Below are 18,946 nucleotides of genomic sequence, written 5' to 3'. Positions count from 1 at the left end.
GCCGCTGCACTGCACGAGGAACAAGGGATGTTCGCGCCGGCCAATCAAACTCACTTTGCCCTGACCATCGAAGGTCTTTCCAGCGACTTCCAGGTTTTCTCCCTGCAAGGTCGGGAAGCCATCAGCCAGCCTTTTGTGTTTGAGGTGGAGCTGGTCAGTGAACAGCCGTCCCTGGACCTCGAGACCCTGCTGCACAAACCGGCCTTCTTGCAGCTCTCGCCCGACGGCAGCGGCATTCATGGCCAGATCTACCGCGCCGCCCAGGGTGATTCCGGCAAACGCCTGACCCGCTACGCGGTGACCCTGCGCCCGCACCTGTCTTACCTCGCGCACCGCATCAACCAACGCATCTTCCAGAACCTTAACGTGCCGAAAATCATCGGCAGCGTCCTCGAAGAGCACGGCATCCAAAGCAATGCCTACGAATTCAAAGTCGGGGCGATTTATCCGGAGCGCATTTACTGCGTTCAGTACGATGAATCGGACCTGCAGTTTGTCCAGCGTCTGTGCGAGGAAGAAGGTATCCACTACCACTTCCAGCACAGCGCCACCGCCCACAAACTGGTGTTCGGCGATGACCAGACGGTGTTCCCGAAACTCGCGCCCGTGGCCTACCAGCAAGACTCCGGCATGGTCGCCAACGACCCGGTGATCAAGCGCTTCGACCTGCGCCTGGAAACCCGCACCAGCCGCACCACCCGCCGCGACTACGACTTCGAAAAACCGCGCCTGACCCTGGAAAGCGAGAACCGCGGCGACGCCCTGCCCGACCTCGAAGACTACGACTACCCCGGCCGCTTCATCGACCGCGAACGCGGCAAGCACCTGGCCAAACGCGCCCTCGAACGTCACCGCAGCGACTTCCAGCTCGCGGAAGGCAAAAGCGATCAGCCGTTGCTGGTCAGCGGCCATTTCCTGGCCCTGACCCAACACCCCAAGGCCAAATGGAACGACCTGTGGCTGCTCACCGAAATCCTCCACGAAGGCAAACAGCCGCAAGTGCTGGAAGAGTCGGTCACCAGCAACACCACTAACCTGAAAGACGATTTCCACCAGGGCTACCGCAACCGTTTCCAGGCCACCCCGTGGGACGTACCGAACCGCCCGCCCCTGACGCAAAAGAAACCGCGCATCCTCGGCAGCCAAAGCGCCGTGGTCACCGGGCCCAAGGGTGAAGAGATCCACTGCGACCAATACGGTCGCGTCAAAGTGCAATTCCACTGGGACCGCGAAGGCCAGGCCGACGACAAGACCAGCTGCTGGCTGCGCGTCTCCTCCGCCTGGGCCGGCGCCCACTACGGCGGCATCGCCATCCCGCGCATCGGCATGGAAGTGCTCGTCACCTTCCTCGAAGGCGACCCCGATCAACCGCTGATCAGCGGCTGCCTGTACCACAAGGAAAACGTCGTCCCGTATGCCCTGCCGGCGAACAAGACCCGCAGCACCTTCAAAACCCTGAGTTCCCCCGGTGGCGGTGGTTACAACGAACTGCGCATCGAAGACAAAAAGGGCCAGGAGCAAATCTTCCTGCACGCCCAACGCGACTGGGACGAAAACGTCGAACACGACCAGAAAATCCGCGTCGGCAACGAACGCCACGACACCGTCGAGCAAAACAGCTACAGCGAATTCAAAGCCGAAGAACACCACACCGTCTACGCCGACCGCAAAGTCGAAACCCGCGCCAACGACCATCTCACTGTGGGCGTCAACCAGCACATCAAAGTCGGCACTGGCCAATTCATCGAAGCCGGCCAGGAAATCCACCTGAGCAGCGGCATGAAAGTTGTGCTCGAAGCCGGCAGCGAACTGACCCTCAAGGGCGGTGGCAGCTTCATCAAGATTGATGGCAGCGGCGTCACCCTGAGCGGCCCGGTGATCAACATGAACTCAGGTGGCAGCCCCGGCAACGGCACCGGCGCCGCACCACTGATGCCCGGTGTGCTGAAACAGGCGGATGCCGACAAGGCCGGCGCGGTCCTGACCCCGGCGCAGATCAACACCCTCAAACGCAACGCGCCGTTCTGTGAAGAGTGCGAAAAATGCAAGGCAGGTGCTTGTGCGATCTGATCTTTTGACTCCGCAGGATTGGTTGGCTGAACGGCCATTGCAGGCTAATGAACGTCTTTATTTGATTGTCAGTGCAGCGAGCGATGCCGAGCCACTGAAAGCCTTCTACCAGCAGGAGATGGCGTCGGAGCTGATCCCGATCTGGAGCGGCACGCCGTACGCCGATTGGCAGCCAGTGATGCCCTACCTCGCCGAACTGAAACCCAACGCCGGTTTCCTTCAGTGGATTGCTGAAACCGACGCTCAGGATTGGGGCTGGCTGGCGGTGTCCACCAGCACCCCGGACGTGGTGTTCGAACATCTTCGCAGTTTGACTCAAGTGCGTATGCCCGATGGCACCGAGGTGTTTTTTCGGTTCTGGGATGGGCGGCATATCTTCCCGATTCTTGAAGGATTGGGGGCTGGCGCGGGAGAAGTTTTGCCGGTGTTTGACCGCTACCTGATCAATGGCCAGAAACTGGAAGTGGGACCGAGGGGAGTGCCACCGGCCAAGGCCTGGCCGTGGTGGGAGGTGCCGCCGAAGTTGCTCGACAGTTTGACGGAAAAAGACCACACCACCGTCGTCGATAACCTGATGCAGTGGCTGGGAGAGGATTGCCAGGAACTGTTCTTCGCCTTCCCCGAAAGTAACTTGCGCCACAAGGTCGAGCGCTTTGTGCGCCAACAACCCAACACAGAAGATCTGGCAGAGCGTCTTGCTGCTCAGCTGACAAAGGAAGTCACGTCATGAATACCCCGATTGGTACCTTGGTCCTGCGCGTGCTGGACGCCAAAACCCCTGACGTGAACCTGATTCTCAAAGACTTCAACAATTGCCTGAGCGACTACAAGGACTGGGCGGACGGCTTCCTGACCGGCTGGGCACTGGATGTCGACCAGACCTTCAAAGTCGGCAATGAAGTCAGCGTGACCAAACGCAAGACCAAAACCGGTAAGGTCGAGACCTACGCAACCTGCCCTCTGGCGGGCGACTTCACGCTGATCCACATGTTCGAGTCGGCGCGATTCGTACCGATCGGCAACACCCCAGTGAAATTGGAGCCCGTCACCAAAGGCACTTTGTACGACGATGTCACCGGCCCCGTTATTGAAACAACGATCGGCCCGAGCGGCATCAAGGTGATCGACGGCTGTAAGAAAGGCCAGATGTACCGCATCACCTTTTTCCCGAACGTATCCCAGAGCAACGTCAAAGCGCTGTACGACTCCTACCAGGGCGTAATCGGCAATCTCAATGGCTGGTTGCAAAGCGAATGGTCGAGCAAGTTCCAGCCTCAGTAGGCCAGTTATTCCGCTGCTGACCGCGCGGGCCGCTCCGTCATTCTGTTGAAACGAGCGATGGATGGCCTGGAGAAAGCGCTGCTCAGGCTGTGGGATGACATCAAAAGCCTGTTCGAACTGCTCGCGCACCCAAAGGAAAATCTCGAAAAACTCCGCAAATACCTGTCGGACATCGAGATAGACAAGCTCTATGCCGCATCCAAGGAATCCATTGCGTCGGGCCTGTTGATCCTCAGCGACGAACCACTGATGTTCATCTACATCTCGGCGATTGTGGCGTGGGTCGGAATGCTGCCGCCGCAAGTCATTGTCGACGTGGTGACGGCCATTGCATCGGAATTTCTGATCAACGTAGTGCTGGGTATTTGCCTCACTGGCGGTGCCGGAATTGCGGTGCGGGTGGGGACCAAAGCCCTGTCCACAGTCAAATCCGGCACGGCGATCAAGTACCTTGAAGAATTAGCCGCGAAACTGATGACCCTGAGCGGCAAGCACAGCCTGCCAGCGCACGCCGAAGTGTCGAAGCCGTTGATTGCCAGCGCCAATAACGTGCCGATGAAGCCTGCCAAAACAGCAGCGCTCAAAATTGACGAGGCTGCCGCCAACGGTTCTAAAAGTCAGGTGCCGAAAACCACGGATACGCCGAAACAAGAAGTGAAAGACGCTTCTTCGTTTCCGCGTGGCAAGAAAGAAAAACAGACCACCCTGACACCAAAGGAAAAGGTCGACGACGCTTCTACTCAGTCGAAAACGCCTGATGACAAAAGTGCCGCCTGCGCCAAGAAAACCTGCACCAATGGTTGCCCGGTATCGATGGTCACTGGCGAAGAGCTGCTCACCCTGACCGACGGCGAACTCGGCGGTCTACTGCCCTTCAGCTGGACACGTCTCTATCGCACCAGTGCCGCAGAAATCGACTGCGGCCTCGGCTATGGCTGGAGCCACGCCCTCGCGCAACGTGTCGACATCAATGGCGACGAGGTGGTCTGGACCGACCACGAAAACCGCGTCACCACATTCCCGTTGCCTAGTGTGCAGCGCCCGGCCATCACCAACAGCCTGTCGGAAGCGGCGATTTTCCTCGGTGACGACCCGTCCGAACTGATCCTCACCCAAGCCGGAGAACGCACCCAGTTTTACCACTTCCGCTACAACAGCAAAGGCGCGACGCTGATTGCCATCAGTGACGATTACGGCAATCGTCTGCACATTACCCGTGATATCCACGGTCGAATCAAACGTGTCGATAACGGTGCCGGTCGCGCCCTCCTCGTGCGCTACGATCGAAAGCACATCGTCGCCATCGACTATCAGCAGTTCAGCCCGGCAGACAACCTGGAAGATGCCTGGAGCACCGTCCAGACTCTCGTCACCTATGGCTACGACACCCAGCACCGCCTGATCGAAGCCAAAAACGCCGTCGGTGAAGCCGAGCGTTATGCCTATAACGACCAAAACGTCATTCTTGAGCGCCAACTGGCCGGTGGCGCCAGTTTCTACTGGGAATGGGAAAAAGAAGGCAAATCGGCGCGCTGCATCCATCACTGGGCAAGCTTCTCGCAGATGGACGCGAATTACGCTTGGGATGACAAGGGCAGCGTTACGGTTACCAACGCTGATGGCAGCGAAGAGGTCTACACCCACGACGATAAGGCTCGACTGGTTGCCAAAGTCGACCCGGATGGCGCCGAACACCTGAAGGCCTATGATGACAAGGGTCGCCTGATCGCCGAAAAAGACCCACTCGGCGCAGTCACCGAATACCAGTACAACGAAGCCGGCCGACTGGTTGCGGTGATTCCGCCGGAGGACGCTCCCACCACTTACGAGTACTACCGTGGTTTTGTCCGTGTAGTGAACCGTGGCCCGGCAAAGTGGACATACTGGCGCAACGATCAGGGCGACATCACCGAACAAGTCGATCCAGATGGCAATTCGACCCACTACAGCTACAACCCCCAGGGCCGCCTGCTGGAGATCCGTCACCCGGATGGCAGCCGCCATCAACTGGGCTGGAACAACCTCGGCCAACTGCTCGAAGAACAGCTACCGGACGGCGGCCAACGCAAATATCGCTATGACGCCTTGGGTCGGCAGATCACTCGTCAGGACGAAAGCGGAGCAATCACTCAATACCAATGGGACGCGGCGAACCGCCTCGCGCAAATCACCCTGCCCGGTGGCGCAACCCGTGCATTCACCTACAACGCCTATGGCAAAGTCACCGCCGAACGTGATGAACTGGGCCGTGTCACTCGCTACGAATATGCCGATAACCTTCACCTGGTCAGTCGCCGCATCAACCCGGACGGCAGCCAGCTGCGTTATCGCTACGACAATTCGCGCCTGCTACTCAGCGAGATCGAAAACGAACGTGGCGAGCACTACCACCTTGATTACTACCCGAACGGCCTAATCCAGCAGGAAACAGGCTTCGATGGCCGTCGTACCGCCTACGAATACGACCTCAACGGGCAGTTGCTGAAGAAAACCGAATTCGGCGACGACAGCAGTGAGTTGGTTACCGAGTACCAGCGCGACGCCGCTGGCCGTCTGCTGGTGAAAACCCTGGCCGACGGCGAGGAAACTCACTACAGCTACGACGCCCTCGGCCGTCTCGTAAACGTCGACGACGGTCGTTGGCCGCTCGCCTACGAATACGACCTGCAAGACCGCCTGATCACCGAACACCAGGGCTGGGGTACGACGCGCTACGAGTACGACAAACTCGGTCAACTCAGCCACTGCCGCCTACCCGACGGCAGCAAACTCGACTACCGCCACCAATCCGGCGGACGTCTGAGCAGCATCGACCTCAATGGCTCGCGCCTGACCACTCACCAGTTCGGCGCCGGTCGCGAACAGCAGCGTCAGCAAGGTCTGCTGCTCAGCCAATATCAGTACGACGACCAAGGCCGGCTGCAAGCTCACAGTGTTAGCCAGCAGGATCGCAACCTATTCCAGCGTCGCTACGCATACGACGCCAACGGCAACCTCGCCGGCATCGACGACAGTCGCAAAGGCAACCGCAGCTACCACTACGACCCGCTCGACCGCCTGATCAACGTCCGTGGCACCACCCCGGAAAGCTTCGCCCACGACCCGGCAGGCAACCTCCTCGGCCAAGGCGACCAGCCAACCACGAACCAGGCCAACGTAAAAGGCAACCGCCTGCTCATGCAGGGTGATCGCCATTACGACTACGACGCCTACGGCAACCAGATCCGCGAACGCCGTGGAACCGGGCAAAAGCTGATCACCGAATACCGCTATGACTGCCAGCACCGATTGATCGGCGTCAGCCTCCCGGGTGGAAGCGTCGCAAGCTACAAGTACGACGCCTTCGGCCGTCGAATCGCCAAAACCGTCGACGGTCAAATCACAGAGTTTCTGTGGCAAGGCGAACGCCTCATCGCCGAAAGCGCCGACAACCGCTATCGCAGCTACATCTACGAGCCGGGCACCTTCCGCCCCTTGGCGATGCTCGATGGCGAAGGCCCGCTAAAAGCCGAGCCGTTCTACTACCAACTCGACCATCTCGGCACCCCACAGGAACTCACCGACTACAGCGGCGAGATCATGTGGTCGGCGAAATACCGCGCCTACGGCAACCTCGCCACCCTCGACGTTGCAGAAATCGACAACCCGCTGCGCTTCCAGGGTCAATACTTCGATGCGGAAACGGGCTTACATTACAACAGGCATCGCTACTACAATCCGGGCACTGGACGGTATCTCACGCCTGATCCGATCAAGCTTGCAGGTGGGTTGAACAACTACCAGTACGTGCCTAACCCTACGGGGTGGGTGGATCCGTTGGGGTTGGATAATTGTCCGGGAGCGGACGGGTGTAAGCCAGAAATTGGGGTTGAAAACTCAACAGCGAAAGCGGCTGTCGACGAGGGTCAGCCTGAGGTTCCTGAAACCGGCAGGAAAGCCCATCAATTTAATTCTTTCCATGACTACAAAGTGCCTGAAAACCTGTATTTGAAGAGTGACAAGGTACAGTTCAACAGAGCTAACAAAGACTTGATCAAAAAACTGAATGACGATCCAGCGTTTCGAAAGAATATGTATCGCCGAAACCCTGAGCTCAAAACCTGGGTCGACGATCCAAAGCGAAACATGGGCTCCAGTCCAACAGGCTACACTTGGCACCACAACGAAAAACCCGGATTGTTGCAGCTTGTCCATAGAACGGACCATGCAGGCGAACACTCTGTATACCACCCAACTGGAAAAGGTGGGCGAGATATATGGGGTGGTGGTAGAGAAGGCCGAGAAGGGAAAATCAAAACAGAATAATTGGAGCATTAACGGTGCAATACAAACAAACTATCAAACTTACCGATCTAATCGATTTTTTAAAAACACAGAAGAAAACCCTTACCTATTGTGTTTATGGAAAAGGATCATCGGACCAAGCGACTCTGGAATCCGACTGCGTGATTGATGAATACTCGGAGATCACCGATGACGATGAAGAGATTTTCCCAGAGAGCATTACTCAAAACAATCTCGAATTTTGGTTTACCGATGAGCTTTTGGAAGATGTTACATTCAACGTACTGAAGCAAAAAAAATCTGCTACAAATGAGGAAATACTAAAAGCCATAAAACATTATAATGACCGCGACAGCTTTATGGACCTATAAAAAAATTGAACAAAAGGGGACAGATTTATTTTCCACGCAGTCACAAAAATAAATCCGTCCCCTTTTGTTGTTGGTTCCTGAGGATTTTAGAGCCATGACCAAGATTAGTATTGCTTCTGCACCCCCTTCTGATGACCTCGAAGCTGCAAAATTTCTGCACCAACGATTTAAGATGTCACTGATGGGCTCACAAAAAAAACTTGCCATGGGTGATAGAGGTTTTTTTACACATGTGATCTTTACGGAAATGACCATGTTCAGCGCGAAAAAGACATTCGCGACATAATTACCTTCTTCAGTCAAAAGAAACTTCCACTGCTGCTCCTGGAAATCGAAGATGAACAGGAATGGGGGGATTTAGATACAGACAACCTTAGTCAATATTCAATATCTGAAGAGGAACTGCTAAACGCTCTGGATTCATCTAAAGGACTTTACGAGTAGCCGAGCCCTTTCTTCACACTTGAATACCTGACCGGCCTTCGACGAAAAGAGTAAAGGAAAAGGGGACGGATTTATTTTCTATGCTGGCACCTGTAGACAGAAAGCTATTTGACAAAGAGGTTCCTCAATGTTGTAGGGGGCGCGCAGCCGAGGTAAACAAATGATACCCAAAGACTTAGTTAGCCTGATAGAAAAGCAGCCAGGCAACATACATAGAACCGACAAGGACCTGGCTATAAGCGCTCTTGAAACACTTGGGGTCTCTCCAGACAGCGAGTTCGGTAGTATTTATATAAATTACCTACTTGCTAATTTTCAGAGCTCTGTATCTGACGAATACATTTGTGACGTATCCGAGCCCACAGAGCAGATTCTGATGGGGACTGAGTTCATTCACGGCATGTGGGAGCTACCAGAAAATTACATAGGCTTCACCTCCTTGCAAGGTGAAGGAGGTTATTTGCTCGACAAGAATAGTGGTGGCGTTTGGGACTTCGACTTAGCTCAACGAGAAGACTTCGTATCTGGCCTGACTCCTCCAAAATGGAGTGGTTTTTTTGAATTTGTCAGGTGGTATCTTTCGACAAAAAAATAGAAAAACGGGACTAAAAAATGGAACAGATTTATTTTCCACGCAATCACGAAAATAAATCTGTCCCCTTTTGTTCGCTGCGCCGATGCTCTGCCTTAAGGACTAAAAATTGAGGAAACAAAAAGTTGGCTCGAAAAAAATCGTTTCTATTTGGACGGCGAACACCGATTGGGAACCATCTACGCTTCGATATGTGATGAGCCCAGAGTATTCTGACGACGGAGACTTTCTTGGCTCTGAGTTCAGCAAGGCTTTCTCACTTGGTTTTGTTGACGATGACACTGTCGAAGCAGATAAAATCGAGCCAACAAATTCTCTAATTGATGCAATTGACGGGTGCTCATACAACTTTGACATCGCGTCTGACATGAAAAATAAAAACACCCCTCTGACCGAAGCGCCTATAAACACCATAGTTGCAATCTACGACTATTCCTTTTCGCGCCCCCCAAAAACACCAAACTCAGAAACAATCTCTTTACATACCGCGGATGTTTTGAATACCAAGACTAAACTCTCGGAGAATAGAAACAAAGAGGACCGATTTATTTTCCACGCAACCACGAAAATAAATCTGTCCCTTTTTGGTTCAAACCAATTTGAGGACAGGGAAAAACCTCAATGAAAACCACGTTCGAAATGGCTTTAGACCAGCATGAAATTTCCGACTTTTTCAAAGGGAAAGGCATCTACTTCGCTAGGGGATCCGAGTGGGGCGATCATCTATATATAAGCAACTGGCAGGGGATGTGCAGCGTACTTAAAAATCAAAAAGCAGCACAAAGCTTGCTGACAACTATATTTGATGAGTACGTAAAATTCCTTAACGAAAACTACGACGATGCTGCAGGCCTACTTTCAAATTTAACAGCCTATTACGTGATAAAATCCAAGTATACATTCTTATCTGCTGAAAATTACGACCTTATAAAAAGCCTCGACAAAAAACGCAAAGAGAATATAGGACTCCTATTTAGACTCCTAAGAAAAGAGTACGATATCAAAAACAAAGACCTAACAAACTATTCGTTCGAACAAGAAATTCAGAGATTAAAAAAACATGGTTGCACTATCGAACTCGATACTCTTTAACAATCAAAAATAGAAAAAGTTGGACCGAGAAAACTGGACGGATTTATTTTCCACACATGAAAATAAATTCGTCCCCTTTTCTATATTAATTGAGGACAGTCGTGCCCCCCCTGTTAGTCCTTCAACCAGCGCTTTCACTCCGGACAGGAGTCCACCACATGCCTTACCCCGATCTGCAAAACGCTGTTCAACGTGCCGGGTTCACCATCACTGATTACTCGGATCAACGAGCCTACTTCGGTTGTTGGTCGCTGACCGTCGAAGGTCATGGGCGCACTTATTTGATTGTCAACGAAGGTCGAGACGGTTGGCTGATGTTTTATCGCGCAGACGCGGCGGGGACAATGACTGAGTTGGACAAGAAAGAATCGGCCTGGATGGATGACGTAGACAAAGCAACCCAATGCCTGATCTGGCTTTCTGGCAGCCGCCCTTCCACACAGCCCGACAAAGTCCGCAGTTACTACGTGATTGCGGAAAAGGATCTTGTACCGCAGCAGCCCCATAGTTCTGATTGGCCCAAGTTGATCGGCTACTGCTACGACGATGCTTATTTCTTGTTTTTTGAAGGCAAGGGTCATGGTCTGGGTGGGACAGCAATATCGGCTGGCGAAGCGAAAAGGCCTGAGTGGAGGGCGATATTCACGGCGCTGGACGTGGAGTGGTTTCTGGGCTTTCTGGAAACCTCGCGGTTCACGTCTGAAGAGGCATTTGTGCTGACGTTGAGCGCAAAAGTTGGCTCGCTCAGCGTGTGTCGATATTAAGTGAGGACAGTCAGTGGAAAAACATTCAGTCAGAAAACAAAGGGGACACCCATTAGCCGGTCTCAAGTAACCGCCCTTCATCAGGAAAGGGATCGAAGCGGTGGTTCGACCGTTCAACCACGACCAGTGGCGAGTGAATCGCCATCCAGTGAATCAGGTTGCTCAGTTGGCAGATCCCGCCACCGATGCCGCTGCGCGCTTCACCCCAATGACAGCTCCATCCCTTCGACATAACCGCGTTGACGGGTGGGTCGGCCCACCAGGCGGCAGAAGGGAAAAGTATTCTCCGGGTGCGGTGACGATGCCGTCGATGCTGGCCAACGCCAGATTCAGGCTGATGACTTCGTTGTGCTGCAAGGCGAGATCGGAGTTGTCGAGTTTGCAGATCAGTTTGGAGATGTGCTTGAGGTAGCGAAATGGCAATCGGGAGACGGCCTCCACTGAAACAGCGTATTGTTGCAGGTGCGTACCGCACTTCGAGAAGGTGTTCGCCCAGTGTAATGGCCTGGCAATCCATGCACCGGTAAAGAGCCCTGACACTGGGCGAACGGGAAGTATTTTAATTGAAGTCTTCGAATATGTCCGCGTATATGAACATGAAATTTATCGAAACAACATTTGATTAAATGTCGGCCCAAATACTATTTTTCAGACCAGCAAACTCACCAGTTAGACCATTAAAACTGATTGTTCTTATACAAAGAAGTTGCACAAGAACAATCAACATATAGAGCTAATACTCAACTTCAGTGCTTGCTGGTCACTGTCAATATGTCGGTATAGGTCACAACGACACTCTGTCCAACTTTCAGGTCTTTCAATTTCGCTTGCACTTCGGGTCTTACGACGTCAACGGTCTTGGACTGGCCGGCGGGGTTTTTGAAGGTTACCCGGTTTTTCTTCAGGTCGATTTTGGTGATTATCAGTTGGACCTGCACTTGACGGTAGGCTTCGCCGCCCGGGTTGTCGCTGCCGGGGGCTGCGCGGACTTCACCAGCGCGCTCGACGGTGCCAGGCAGACCTTTGTCGACATCGGTGTCGAGATAGGCTGCGACGGAGCGGGTAACCTTGACGTTAACTTGATCGCCGACTTTCAGAGCTTTGAGGTTTTTGGCCTTTTCGGTCAATTGCACATGGACCTGACGACCTTCCGGCCCTTCAAGAACAACCTGATGGTTGGCAGCATCGACCGAGACAACTTTGGTGGTGACCTGATCCGCCTCCACAACGGCAGACAGCGGGATGTCCGCCGCCATGGCGCTAAGGCTGGCGGCAGACAGCAGCGTTGCGAGGGTGAAGGCTTTGGTCAGTGCGTGACGTTTCATAAGCGGTACATTCCCTGTGAATTGGAGGCAGCAACGAGCGCTGAACCACCGTCCGGCGCCCTCTGCGCAGATGAGCATAGACGCTGATCAGGGAGTGTTCGCAGTTTCTTGTGCGGTGGATTCACCGCTTTCTGTGCCCTTGCCGCTTTCCTTACGCCGGGTCGGATCGGTCGGGCGCAGAGCGTCGTTGTCGCGCTCGACTTCTCCCGGTGGCCGCGGTTCGTCAGGGTGTTCAGTGGGGGTCGTCGGTTTCATGTGGGTTCTCCTCAAGCCTCGGGATCGTCAACCTCTTGGGCGACGTTCACGGCAGGCGAATCTTTATGGGATTGATCGGCCTTGGCCTTCAAGGCTTGCCATTGTTCCAGGTCAATGGCGCCCTGCCCCAGCAAATCATCGGCCACCCGCAGCAGCTCAGTGTAATGGGCGTCGGGGGACTGCTGCCAATAGGCCTTGTCGTCGAACAGGCGCTGCCACGAATCAAGATCAGGCGGTTTTAGGTCGTCGCTCATGTGTGGGCTCCTGCGGGGGTTCTCACGGTAGAGGGTTGGGCGTCGCGAGGAGTTCCGATGGGATTTCGGGGAGATCAAGATCAACGTCAAAAGATCGCAGGCTTCGCCAGCTCCTACAGGGGTGCCTTAATACCCGGTCATTTCCAGATAACCCTGCCCACCATGGCTGCCGCTTAATTGCACCGGTCCTTCCCAATAGGGAATGCGCAAAGCCATCCACGCTTTGGGGTTGAGCGCGCTGATCGTGATGTCGAGGTGTTTGTCGGGGATTTTGATCGACCAGCGCACCGGCATCGAACGCCCGGCGACGTTGGCGGTGTCTTGCGGTGTAAGGCTGATGTCGGCGGCGTGCAGTAGCTGCGTCTGGCCCTGAGCGTCGATCCAGGTGCCGGTGAGGTATGGCGCACCGTCCTTCTGCCGCATGCGGTAGAGCATCACCTGCTCGCCACTGTCCAGGTGCAGGGAAAACCAGTCCCAGCCCGTCTGGTTGGCGGTCAGGGGTTGGCTGCTCCATTCCCGGTCGAGCCAGGCCGGACCACTGACTTGATACGTTTTGCCGTCGATTTCCAGCGTGCCGCTGGCCTGAAAAAACGGCTGGCTGTAGTAGTACGACGCCTGCCCTTGTTCGGATTTCTGACTGAAGCCTTTGTCGCCCTGAAGCACCAAAGGACGTGTGGAGGTCAGCCGCAGTTGATAGCCAAAATCCTTGTCCCGGGCGCTGAGTTGAAGCTCCGCCATAGGGTCGGAGCCTTGACTGCTGAAACGCCAATCATCGATCCACGCGTTGAACGGCGCCAGGCTCACGCCAGCCTGACCAACACCCCCACGGGCGTAACGCTCGGCGGCGTGATGCACTGTCGCCGACGTCACGGCCGCGTGGCCAAGCCAGATAGTTTGATTACCCCAGCCAGCCACTTCGGGCGTCGCTTTCAAGGCGCTGCGAAACAATGTCCACTGCGCGCCGAACTCGCGTCCCTGATCGTCCTTGAGGTTGGCGGTGACGTACCACCATTCGATGCGAAAACCGTCATGAGGACCGTGATCCGCCGGAAAGCTGAACACCCGACCGGGCACCACCGGCGTAAACGCGGTCGCCTGATGACCCAGCCCCGCGAAGCCTTTCTCAACAGGCGCCGAGTTATCGCACCCGCTCAGTAACGCCAATAGCAACACGCCGACCTTAATCTTCATGAGCAAACGTCCTCAGCAGATCCGCCGGTTGCGTGCGGTACAGCGAGTACAGCGGCCACGCCGACGCCAGTAAAGTCGCCAACAGCGCCAACCCCATCAACTGCAACAGTTGCAGCGGAAACACCCGCAGCGGCAAGCGCCAGCCGAAGGCCTGAACGTTGATCACCGTGTCCAGGCACCACGCCAGCGCGATCCCCAACGGCAACGCCAGCACCAGGGTCAGCACCGCCAGCAACCAGGTTTGCCCGAGATTGAGCAGCATCAATTGCCGGCGAGTCACGCCGAGTGCCCACAGAGGGGCGAGTTGCCCGAGACGGCTCTGGCTTTGGGTCAACAGGCTGATGAACAGCGCCACGCCCGCCACACAGAGGGTCAGGCTGTTGAGCGCGGCGGTCGCGGCAAAGGTGCGTTCGAACACTTGCGTGGACCAACCCTTGAGTCGGGCCTGGTCGACGATGCGGCTGTCCTCCAGCGTGAAGCGTGTTTGCAGCGCGGTCAGGAAATCAGGGATCAACGTCGGGTCGATGCGCAGGTTGAAACGGCTTGGTGTCAGCTGCGGCCAGCCGCGCAGCAGATGGTTGACGTTGACCAGCATGTGGCCCTTGGGATTGCCGTAGTCGGCGTAGATGCCGACGATCCGTGGCGACCAGGCGCCATTGGGTGTGGAGATCGTCAAGTGATCGCCAACGCGCACCTTCAGCCGACGGGCCAGTTGTTCGCTGAGCATCAGTGCGTCGTCCTTGGCCAGTCGGTCCCAAGGGTTGTCGCCCAAGGCTTCCAGCAGCGGCCAATGCTGGCGATACGTCGGGTGATCGATCACGCCGAAGACGTCCGCCGGCCAGCCTTGCAACTGGATCGACACTTGCCAGTTGGGCAGCACCGCCGTGAGCCCAGGTTGCTGCTTGAGCCAGGTTTGCAGCTCTCTGGCCTGGGCCGGATTTCGCGGATTGACGTACAGTTCGGCGGTCAGGCGTTGTTCGAGCCAATCGCTGAAGGTCTGACGAAAACCGGCCGTCATGCTGCCCGCTCCAATGTTCGCCGCCAGTGCCAACAACAGCGCCATCAGCGCCAGGCTCAGGGCCGGCAATTGCTGGCGGCAGTCGGCGAGAAACCATTGGCCGAGCACCGAACGACTGCGATGCAGCACCCGATTCAACACCCAGTTGAGCACCACCGGCAACGCCAGCGCAGCGCCGATCAACAGTGCAGCCATCAGCACGAAGCCACTGCTCAGGCTGTCGCCAAAGATCAACGCCAGCAGTGCGATCACCGCGGCAATCACGGCAACCCAACCCTGGCGCCGCAACCAGCGCGCGTGAGCCTGATGCCAGGCTTGCGGGTCGGCCAGGGCCAGCAAAGGCAGGCGTGCGGCCCGCAACAAACTGTTGGCACCCGCCAACAACGCGCCCAACAGACTCAGGCCGACGCCGCTGAGCCACCACCACGGACTGAGACTCAACTGCCCCGCCACTTCGGCGCCGTACAACCCGCGCAGGCTGGCGGCGACGTCCGGCAACAGCACGCTGGCCAGCAGATAGCCGCTGGCGACGCCGACCAATCCGCCGATCAACGCCAGACCGCCCAGTTCAACCGCCAGACAGGCTATCAGCATCCGTGCACTGACACCGCAGGCACGCAGGGTTCTGAGCAAACCACGACGTTGTTCCAGCGCCAGGCCGATTGCGGCGTGGACGATGAACAGGCCGACCACGAATGACAGAAAACCCAGCGCATCGAGGTTCAAGTGAAAGCTTTCGGTCAGGCGCGACAAATTGTTCTCTTCTCCGCGGGTCTTGAGTTGCAGTTGACCCTTGAATTGCTCGGGCAGGGTCGCGGTGAAATCCTTCGGCAGCAGCAGGCGTGACAGCTGATCCGACAGGCCGAGAATCTGCTGGGCGAAGCCGATGTCGACCAACAACACACCGGGGGCCATATCGGGTTGGGCATGCAGCGGCGGCAATGCCTGACCACTCAAAGTCAGCGGGCGTTCGCCCTCGTGCAGACCCAGTGCCTGCAACGTCTGCGGCGAAATCCAGGTACTGCCCGGCGGACTGAAAAACTCGACGACCTGCTCAATCGCCAACGCCTGCCCGGCCACTGAGGAACCGGCGGGCAGCGACACCGGCTCGATCCCCATCAGCTGCAAGCGCTGGTCTTCATGCCCCTTGAGCGTCACCCGACCTTGCAGGACCGGCGACACCGGCCAGCCCGCACGGCGCAGGTCGACAAACACGTGCTGCGAGAAGGTCGCGCCACTGGGTGCACTGAGGCTGGCCTGGGGTTCGCCGCCGATCAACTGACTGGCCCGGGCATAGCTTTCACGCGCCTGGCTGTTCAGCGCCTGCACACCGGTCAGCAGGCTGGTGGCGAGCCAGAGGCCGGTCAGCACACTGAAAAACTGCACCGGGTGCTGCCGCCAATGACTGAGCAGCGCCCGCAGCGTTTCGCGAAAGACCTGCACCTCAGCGCTCGTCCACGCCAGCCAGACGGCCACCGTGGAGCACCACTTTTTCGGCCAGACGCGCGGCAACCCGTGGGCTGTGGGTGACCATCAACAAGGTGGTGGGACTGTCGTCGAGCAACTCCAGCAACAACTTCAAGACTTCATCGCTGGTGGCTTCATCGAGGCTGCCGGTGGGTTCGTCGGCCAGCAGCAATTTCGGCTGCGACGCCAGGGCACGGCCCAGCGCGACCCGTTGCTGTTGTCCGCCGGACAGCTGTTCCGGATAACGCTGCAGCAAATCACCCAAGCCCAGACGTTGCACCAGATGCGCCTGCCAGCGCGGATCATGGCGCCCCGCCAGTCGTGCCTGAAACGCCAGGTTGTCCTCCACACGCAGACTGCCGATCAGGTTGAACTGCTGAAACACCAGGCCGATTTCGGTCCGCCGCCAGTTCGCCAGTTGCCCTTCGCTCATCTGCTCCAGCCGATGTTCGCCACTGCGGATGCTGCCGCGATCGACCTTGTCCAGTCCGGCAATCAGGTGCAGCAAGGTGCTCTTGCCACTGCCCGACTCCCCCATCAACGCCAGGCTGCTGCCGGGTTTCAAGGTGAGGTCGACACCTTGCAGAACCGGCAGCGGGCCCTGGGGAGTGGCGTAACTTTTGAAGACGCCTTGGACCGAAAGCATGGGGAAAACCGTTCGATGTGCGTGGAGCAAGGATAGCGGACGGCAGCAGCACCGCGAATAGGTCCGCTCAGACAGCCCATAGCCCACACACTTCAGGGAAAAAACATACACAACCAAGGAATTGCCTGACTGCTCACTCGTATCCATATGGATACATTTGAGCAATGAATTTTGGAAGGAGGTTTAAACATGAGCCAGACTTTGACTACTTTCGATATGGCGGCTCTGCTGGACAGTGACGAAGCCATCAGCGAGTACCTTTCGCAAGTGCTCGCAGACGGCGACAACGAAGAATTTCTTCGCGCTATCGGCTATGTGGTGAAAGCGCGTGGAATGACACAGATAGCCAAGGATTCGGGTATGGGCCGCGAAAGCCTGTACAAGGCCTTCGCACCCGGTGCAAAACCACGTTTCGATACGGTTTTAAAGGTCATTCACGCCCTTGGCATTGATCTCTGCGCGCAGCCAGGCCATTCGGTCAATCACTCGACGCTCTGAGAGACTCTTCTGACTAGACTGCTCGCTTCACCGCCACCCACGTAAAACACAACGGCAACTGCGCCGTTTGCTGCTCATACCGATCATAGAGTTCCTCGCGGTTGGAATGCGGGTACTCCTTGAAGTGGCTGATCTGCAATCCGGCGTCGATGGCGCCGGTGAAAATGGCGCCGAGGGTGTGGACGAACCAGTAGGACGAAGCCGCCTGCTGGTCGATTTTGCCTTCGTAGACGATCGGCTGGTCCTGCACGAAAGGTTCGCTGCGAAAGTACGAGCTGTCCGGCCGATACGGATCGGCGGACTCGGGGTCGAACATTTCCAAGTAGGGATGGGTTTCGTACACCACCAGGCTGCCACCGGGCTTGAGGGTTTGTGCGACATGGCGGAAGAATTCGCCGATGTCCGGCATCCAGTTCAACACGCCGATGGTGATCAGGGCCACGTCGAAGCGGCCATGAAGTTCAGTCGGCAAGTGATGGATGTCTGCCTCGATGAACTCAGGCACATGGGGCGAGCGTGACGCCAGTTCCCGCGCCTGATCGAGGAAAGCCTCGGACTGGTCGACGCCTACGACGCTGCGGGCACCCAGCGCAAACAGCGACAAGCTTTCGCGGCCGTTGTTGCAGCCCAGTTGCACCACGTCTTTGCCGTCGACACCCACTTGTTCCAGCAAACCTCGGAGGGTGTCGTCCATGCAGCAAAAATCCCTCTCACCCACAGCCGCCAAACGGGCCTGCCATTCGGGGGTGTCTTTGTGGTGTCGGGCGGAGTCATTCCAGGCATCGCGGTTGCTGGCGATGGCTTTTTCTTTTGTCGGCATTTCCATTGCGCGCTCCAGACGGGGGTCTTTGTTGACCGGCACGAGTCTAGATCAGCGTTTCGAAAAACCCCATTGAGTCTTTGTTCAAATCTTGTAATCCAGGCATCGCGAACGCGCGCCCGTACGGGAGCTATAGTTAATGACCTTGGGGAATTGCGGGAAAAACCGATTTCGCAGGTGCTGCCATGAAAACAACCGATCCGAGGCTACTGCTCGCCCTCTGCTTGATCACCACAACCGGTGCTTACGCGGACGACAGCCTGACACCCACTACCGATTACAGCAGTGAGTTCAACTATTACGGGGCCGACCAACCCTTCGCTCACCCCGTGCCACCGTCACTGAGCACGGTGCCGCCCGGCTCGTACATCCCGACAGCGCCTCAGGACTTCATCCCCATTTCGAGCCAGCATGAGTTCTACGACTCAAGATTGCCGACAGTAGCGGATGCCACGGTTCGAGTGTTCATCCGCTCCTACGATCAGCAACGCGGTGTCTACGTGAACGAAGAAGTCCTCGACCCCACGTGCCTGCTCGCGTGTCTCAGCCGTCAGGGGCCATTGATGCAATAAGG

The 18,946-nt window shown here is 56.4% G+C and carries 19 protein-coding genes and 1 pseudogene; 12 read left to right on the top strand and 8 right to left on the bottom strand.

The window, feature by feature from the left end:
- Positions 1 to 27 precede the first annotated feature (27 nt).
- From ACYZTZ_RS08690 to ACYZTZ_RS08645, 10 genes are all read left to right on the top strand, one after another.
- Positions 28 to 2,070: a type VI secretion system Vgr family protein gene (locus tag ACYZTZ_RS08690; RefSeq protein ID WP_461997852.1), complete on the top strand. Its 2,043-nt coding sequence runs from the start codon at positions 28 to 30 to the stop codon at positions 2,068 to 2,070.
- Positions 2,060 to 2,800, top strand: coding sequence for a DUF4123 domain-containing protein (locus ACYZTZ_RS08685; RefSeq protein WP_461997851.1), 741 nt, complete (start codon positions 2,060 to 2,062; stop codon positions 2,798 to 2,800). Before ACYZTZ_RS08690 ends, ACYZTZ_RS08685 begins: the two co-directional genes overlap by 11 nt.
- Positions 2,797 to 3,351: a hypothetical protein gene (locus ACYZTZ_RS08680; protein ID WP_461997850.1), complete on the top strand. Its 555-nt coding sequence runs from the start codon at positions 2,797 to 2,799 to the stop codon at positions 3,349 to 3,351. The genes ACYZTZ_RS08685 and ACYZTZ_RS08680 overlap by 4 nt, the downstream gene beginning before the upstream one ends.
- A 57-nt stretch (positions 3,352 to 3,408) precedes the next feature.
- Positions 3,409 to 7,656 carry an RHS repeat-associated core domain-containing protein gene (locus ACYZTZ_RS08675; protein ID WP_461997849.1) on the top strand — a complete coding sequence of 1,416 codons (4,248 nt, stop codon included), beginning with the start codon at positions 3,409 to 3,411 and terminating at the stop codon, positions 7,654 to 7,656.
- A 14-nt stretch (positions 7,657 to 7,670) separates the two neighbouring features.
- Positions 7,671 to 8,006, top strand: a complete 336-nt coding sequence (locus ACYZTZ_RS08670) for a DUF7716 domain-containing protein (protein WP_461997848.1) — start codon at positions 7,671 to 7,673, stop codon at positions 8,004 to 8,006.
- Between the two features lie 94 nt (positions 8,007 to 8,100).
- Positions 8,101 to 8,292 carry a hypothetical protein gene (locus ACYZTZ_RS08665; RefSeq protein ID WP_461997847.1) on the top strand — a complete coding sequence of 64 codons (192 nt, stop codon included), beginning with the start codon at positions 8,101 to 8,103 and terminating at the stop codon, positions 8,290 to 8,292.
- 318 nt (positions 8,293 to 8,610) lie between these two features.
- Complete coding sequence (locus tag ACYZTZ_RS08660; RefSeq protein WP_461997846.1) at positions 8,611 to 9,045, top strand: SMI1/KNR4 family protein; 435 nt, start codon at positions 8,611 to 8,613, stop codon at positions 9,043 to 9,045.
- 106 nt (positions 9,046 to 9,151) lie between these two features.
- Positions 9,152 to 9,667 (top strand): immunity 22 family protein, encoded by a 516-nt coding sequence (locus ACYZTZ_RS08655; protein WP_461997845.1) that lies wholly within the window; start codon positions 9,152 to 9,154, stop codon positions 9,665 to 9,667.
- Positions 9,664 to 10,134, top strand: coding sequence for a hypothetical protein (locus tag ACYZTZ_RS08650; RefSeq protein WP_461997844.1), 471 nt, complete (start codon positions 9,664 to 9,666; stop codon positions 10,132 to 10,134). Before ACYZTZ_RS08655 ends, ACYZTZ_RS08650 begins: the two co-directional genes overlap by 4 nt.
- Before the next feature lie 158 nt (positions 10,135 to 10,292).
- Positions 10,293 to 10,898, top strand: a complete 606-nt coding sequence (locus ACYZTZ_RS08645; protein WP_461997843.1) for a hypothetical protein — start codon at positions 10,293 to 10,295, stop codon at positions 10,896 to 10,898.
- 55 nt (positions 10,899 to 10,953) lie between these two features.
- Here ACYZTZ_RS08645 and ACYZTZ_RS08640 read toward each other — a convergent pair.
- From ACYZTZ_RS08640 to ACYZTZ_RS08610, 7 genes and pseudogenes are all read right to left on the bottom strand, one after another.
- Positions 10,954 to 11,324, bottom strand: a pseudogene (locus tag ACYZTZ_RS08640) (VanW family protein); the annotation flags it as partial.
- Between the two features lie 320 nt (positions 11,325 to 11,644).
- Positions 11,645 to 12,223, bottom strand: coding sequence for a hypothetical protein (locus ACYZTZ_RS08635; RefSeq protein ID WP_461997842.1), 579 nt, complete (start codon positions 12,221 to 12,223; stop codon positions 11,645 to 11,647).
- A gap of 87 nt (positions 12,224 to 12,310) precedes the next feature.
- Positions 12,311 to 12,478 (bottom strand): hypothetical protein, encoded by a 168-nt coding sequence (locus ACYZTZ_RS08630; RefSeq protein WP_162842855.1) that lies wholly within the window; start codon positions 12,476 to 12,478, stop codon positions 12,311 to 12,313.
- Between the two features lie 11 nt (positions 12,479 to 12,489).
- Positions 12,490 to 12,732, bottom strand: coding sequence for a hypothetical protein (locus ACYZTZ_RS08625; RefSeq protein ID WP_461997841.1), 243 nt, complete (start codon positions 12,730 to 12,732; stop codon positions 12,490 to 12,492).
- Between the two features lie 126 nt (positions 12,733 to 12,858).
- On the bottom strand, positions 12,859 to 13,923 hold the full coding sequence (locus ACYZTZ_RS08620) for a lipocalin-like domain-containing protein (protein ID WP_461997840.1): 1,065 nt from the start codon (positions 13,921 to 13,923) through the stop codon (positions 12,859 to 12,861).
- Positions 13,913 to 16,384: an ABC transporter permease gene (locus ACYZTZ_RS08615; protein WP_462000654.1), complete on the bottom strand. Its 2,472-nt coding sequence runs from the start codon at positions 16,382 to 16,384 to the stop codon at positions 13,913 to 13,915. Before ACYZTZ_RS08615 ends, ACYZTZ_RS08620 begins: the two co-directional genes overlap by 11 nt.
- A gap of 1 nt (position 16,385) precedes the next feature.
- Positions 16,386 to 17,054 (bottom strand): ABC transporter ATP-binding protein, encoded by a 669-nt coding sequence (locus tag ACYZTZ_RS08610; RefSeq protein WP_461997839.1) that lies wholly within the window; start codon positions 17,052 to 17,054, stop codon positions 16,386 to 16,388.
- A gap of 189 nt (positions 17,055 to 17,243) precedes the next feature.
- On the opposite strand from ACYZTZ_RS08610, the gene ACYZTZ_RS08605 reads away from it, so the two are divergent.
- A complete protein-coding gene (locus ACYZTZ_RS08605) occupies positions 17,244 to 17,552 on the top strand; it encodes an addiction module antidote protein (RefSeq protein ID WP_008153842.1) in 309 nt (102 codons plus the stop codon).
- Between the two features lie 13 nt (positions 17,553 to 17,565).
- Here the strand turns inward: ACYZTZ_RS08605 and ACYZTZ_RS08600 are convergent, their stop codons facing one another.
- Positions 17,566 to 18,378: a class I SAM-dependent methyltransferase gene (locus tag ACYZTZ_RS08600; protein WP_461997838.1), complete on the bottom strand. Its 813-nt coding sequence runs from the start codon at positions 18,376 to 18,378 to the stop codon at positions 17,566 to 17,568.
- Positions 18,379 to 18,557: 179 nt separating this feature from the next.
- Between ACYZTZ_RS08600 and ACYZTZ_RS08595 the strand changes: the two genes are divergently transcribed.
- Positions 18,558 to 18,944 (top strand): hypothetical protein, encoded by a 387-nt coding sequence (locus ACYZTZ_RS08595; RefSeq protein ID WP_461997837.1) that lies wholly within the window; start codon positions 18,558 to 18,560, stop codon positions 18,942 to 18,944.
- Positions 18,945 to 18,946 lie beyond the last annotated feature (2 nt).

Source organism: Pseudomonas sp. LB3P58 (assembly GCF_054897895.1).
Note: the sequence above shows the minus strand (reverse complement) of the source record. Positions and strands in the feature narration are given on the sequence as shown.

Coding starts and splice junctions, on each gene's coding strand:
- ACYZTZ_RS08690 (WP_461997852.1), top strand. CDS start 28: ATGTTCGCGCCGGCCAATCAAACTCACTTTGCCCTGACCATCGAAGGT.
- ACYZTZ_RS08680 (WP_461997850.1), top strand. CDS start 2,797: ATGAATACCCCGATTGGTACCTTGGTCCTGCGCGTGCTGGACGCCAAA.
- ACYZTZ_RS08675 (WP_461997849.1), top strand. CDS start 3,409: ATGGATGGCCTGGAGAAAGCGCTGCTCAGGCTGTGGGATGACATCAAA.
- ACYZTZ_RS08665 (WP_461997847.1), top strand. CDS start 8,101: ATGACCAAGATTAGTATTGCTTCTGCACCCCCTTCTGATGACCTCGAA.
- ACYZTZ_RS08660 (WP_461997846.1), top strand. CDS start 8,611: ATGATACCCAAAGACTTAGTTAGCCTGATAGAAAAGCAGCCAGGCAAC.
- ACYZTZ_RS08650 (WP_461997844.1), top strand. CDS start 9,664: ATGAAAACCACGTTCGAAATGGCTTTAGACCAGCATGAAATTTCCGAC.
- ACYZTZ_RS08645 (WP_461997843.1), top strand. CDS start 10,293: ATGCCTTACCCCGATCTGCAAAACGCTGTTCAACGTGCCGGGTTCACC.
- ACYZTZ_RS08635 (WP_461997842.1), bottom strand. CDS start 12,223: ATGAAACGTCACGCACTGACCAAAGCCTTCACCCTCGCAACGCTGCTG.
- ACYZTZ_RS08630 (WP_162842855.1), bottom strand. CDS start 12,478: ATGAAACCGACGACCCCCACTGAACACCCTGACGAACCGCGGCCACCG.
- ACYZTZ_RS08625 (WP_461997841.1), bottom strand. CDS start 12,732: ATGAGCGACGACCTAAAACCGCCTGATCTTGATTCGTGGCAGCGCCTG.
- ACYZTZ_RS08620 (WP_461997840.1), bottom strand. CDS start 13,923: ATGAAGATTAAGGTCGGCGTGTTGCTATTGGCGTTACTGAGCGGGTGC.
- ACYZTZ_RS08610 (WP_461997839.1), bottom strand. CDS start 17,054: ATGCTTTCGGTCCAAGGCGTCTTCAAAAGTTACGCCACTCCCCAGGGC.
- ACYZTZ_RS08605 (WP_008153842.1), top strand. CDS start 17,244: ATGAGCCAGACTTTGACTACTTTCGATATGGCGGCTCTGCTGGACAGT.
- ACYZTZ_RS08600 (WP_461997838.1), bottom strand. CDS start 18,378: ATGGAAATGCCGACAAAAGAAAAAGCCATCGCCAGCAACCGCGATGCC.
- ACYZTZ_RS08595 (WP_461997837.1), top strand. CDS start 18,558: ATGAAAACAACCGATCCGAGGCTACTGCTCGCCCTCTGCTTGATCACC.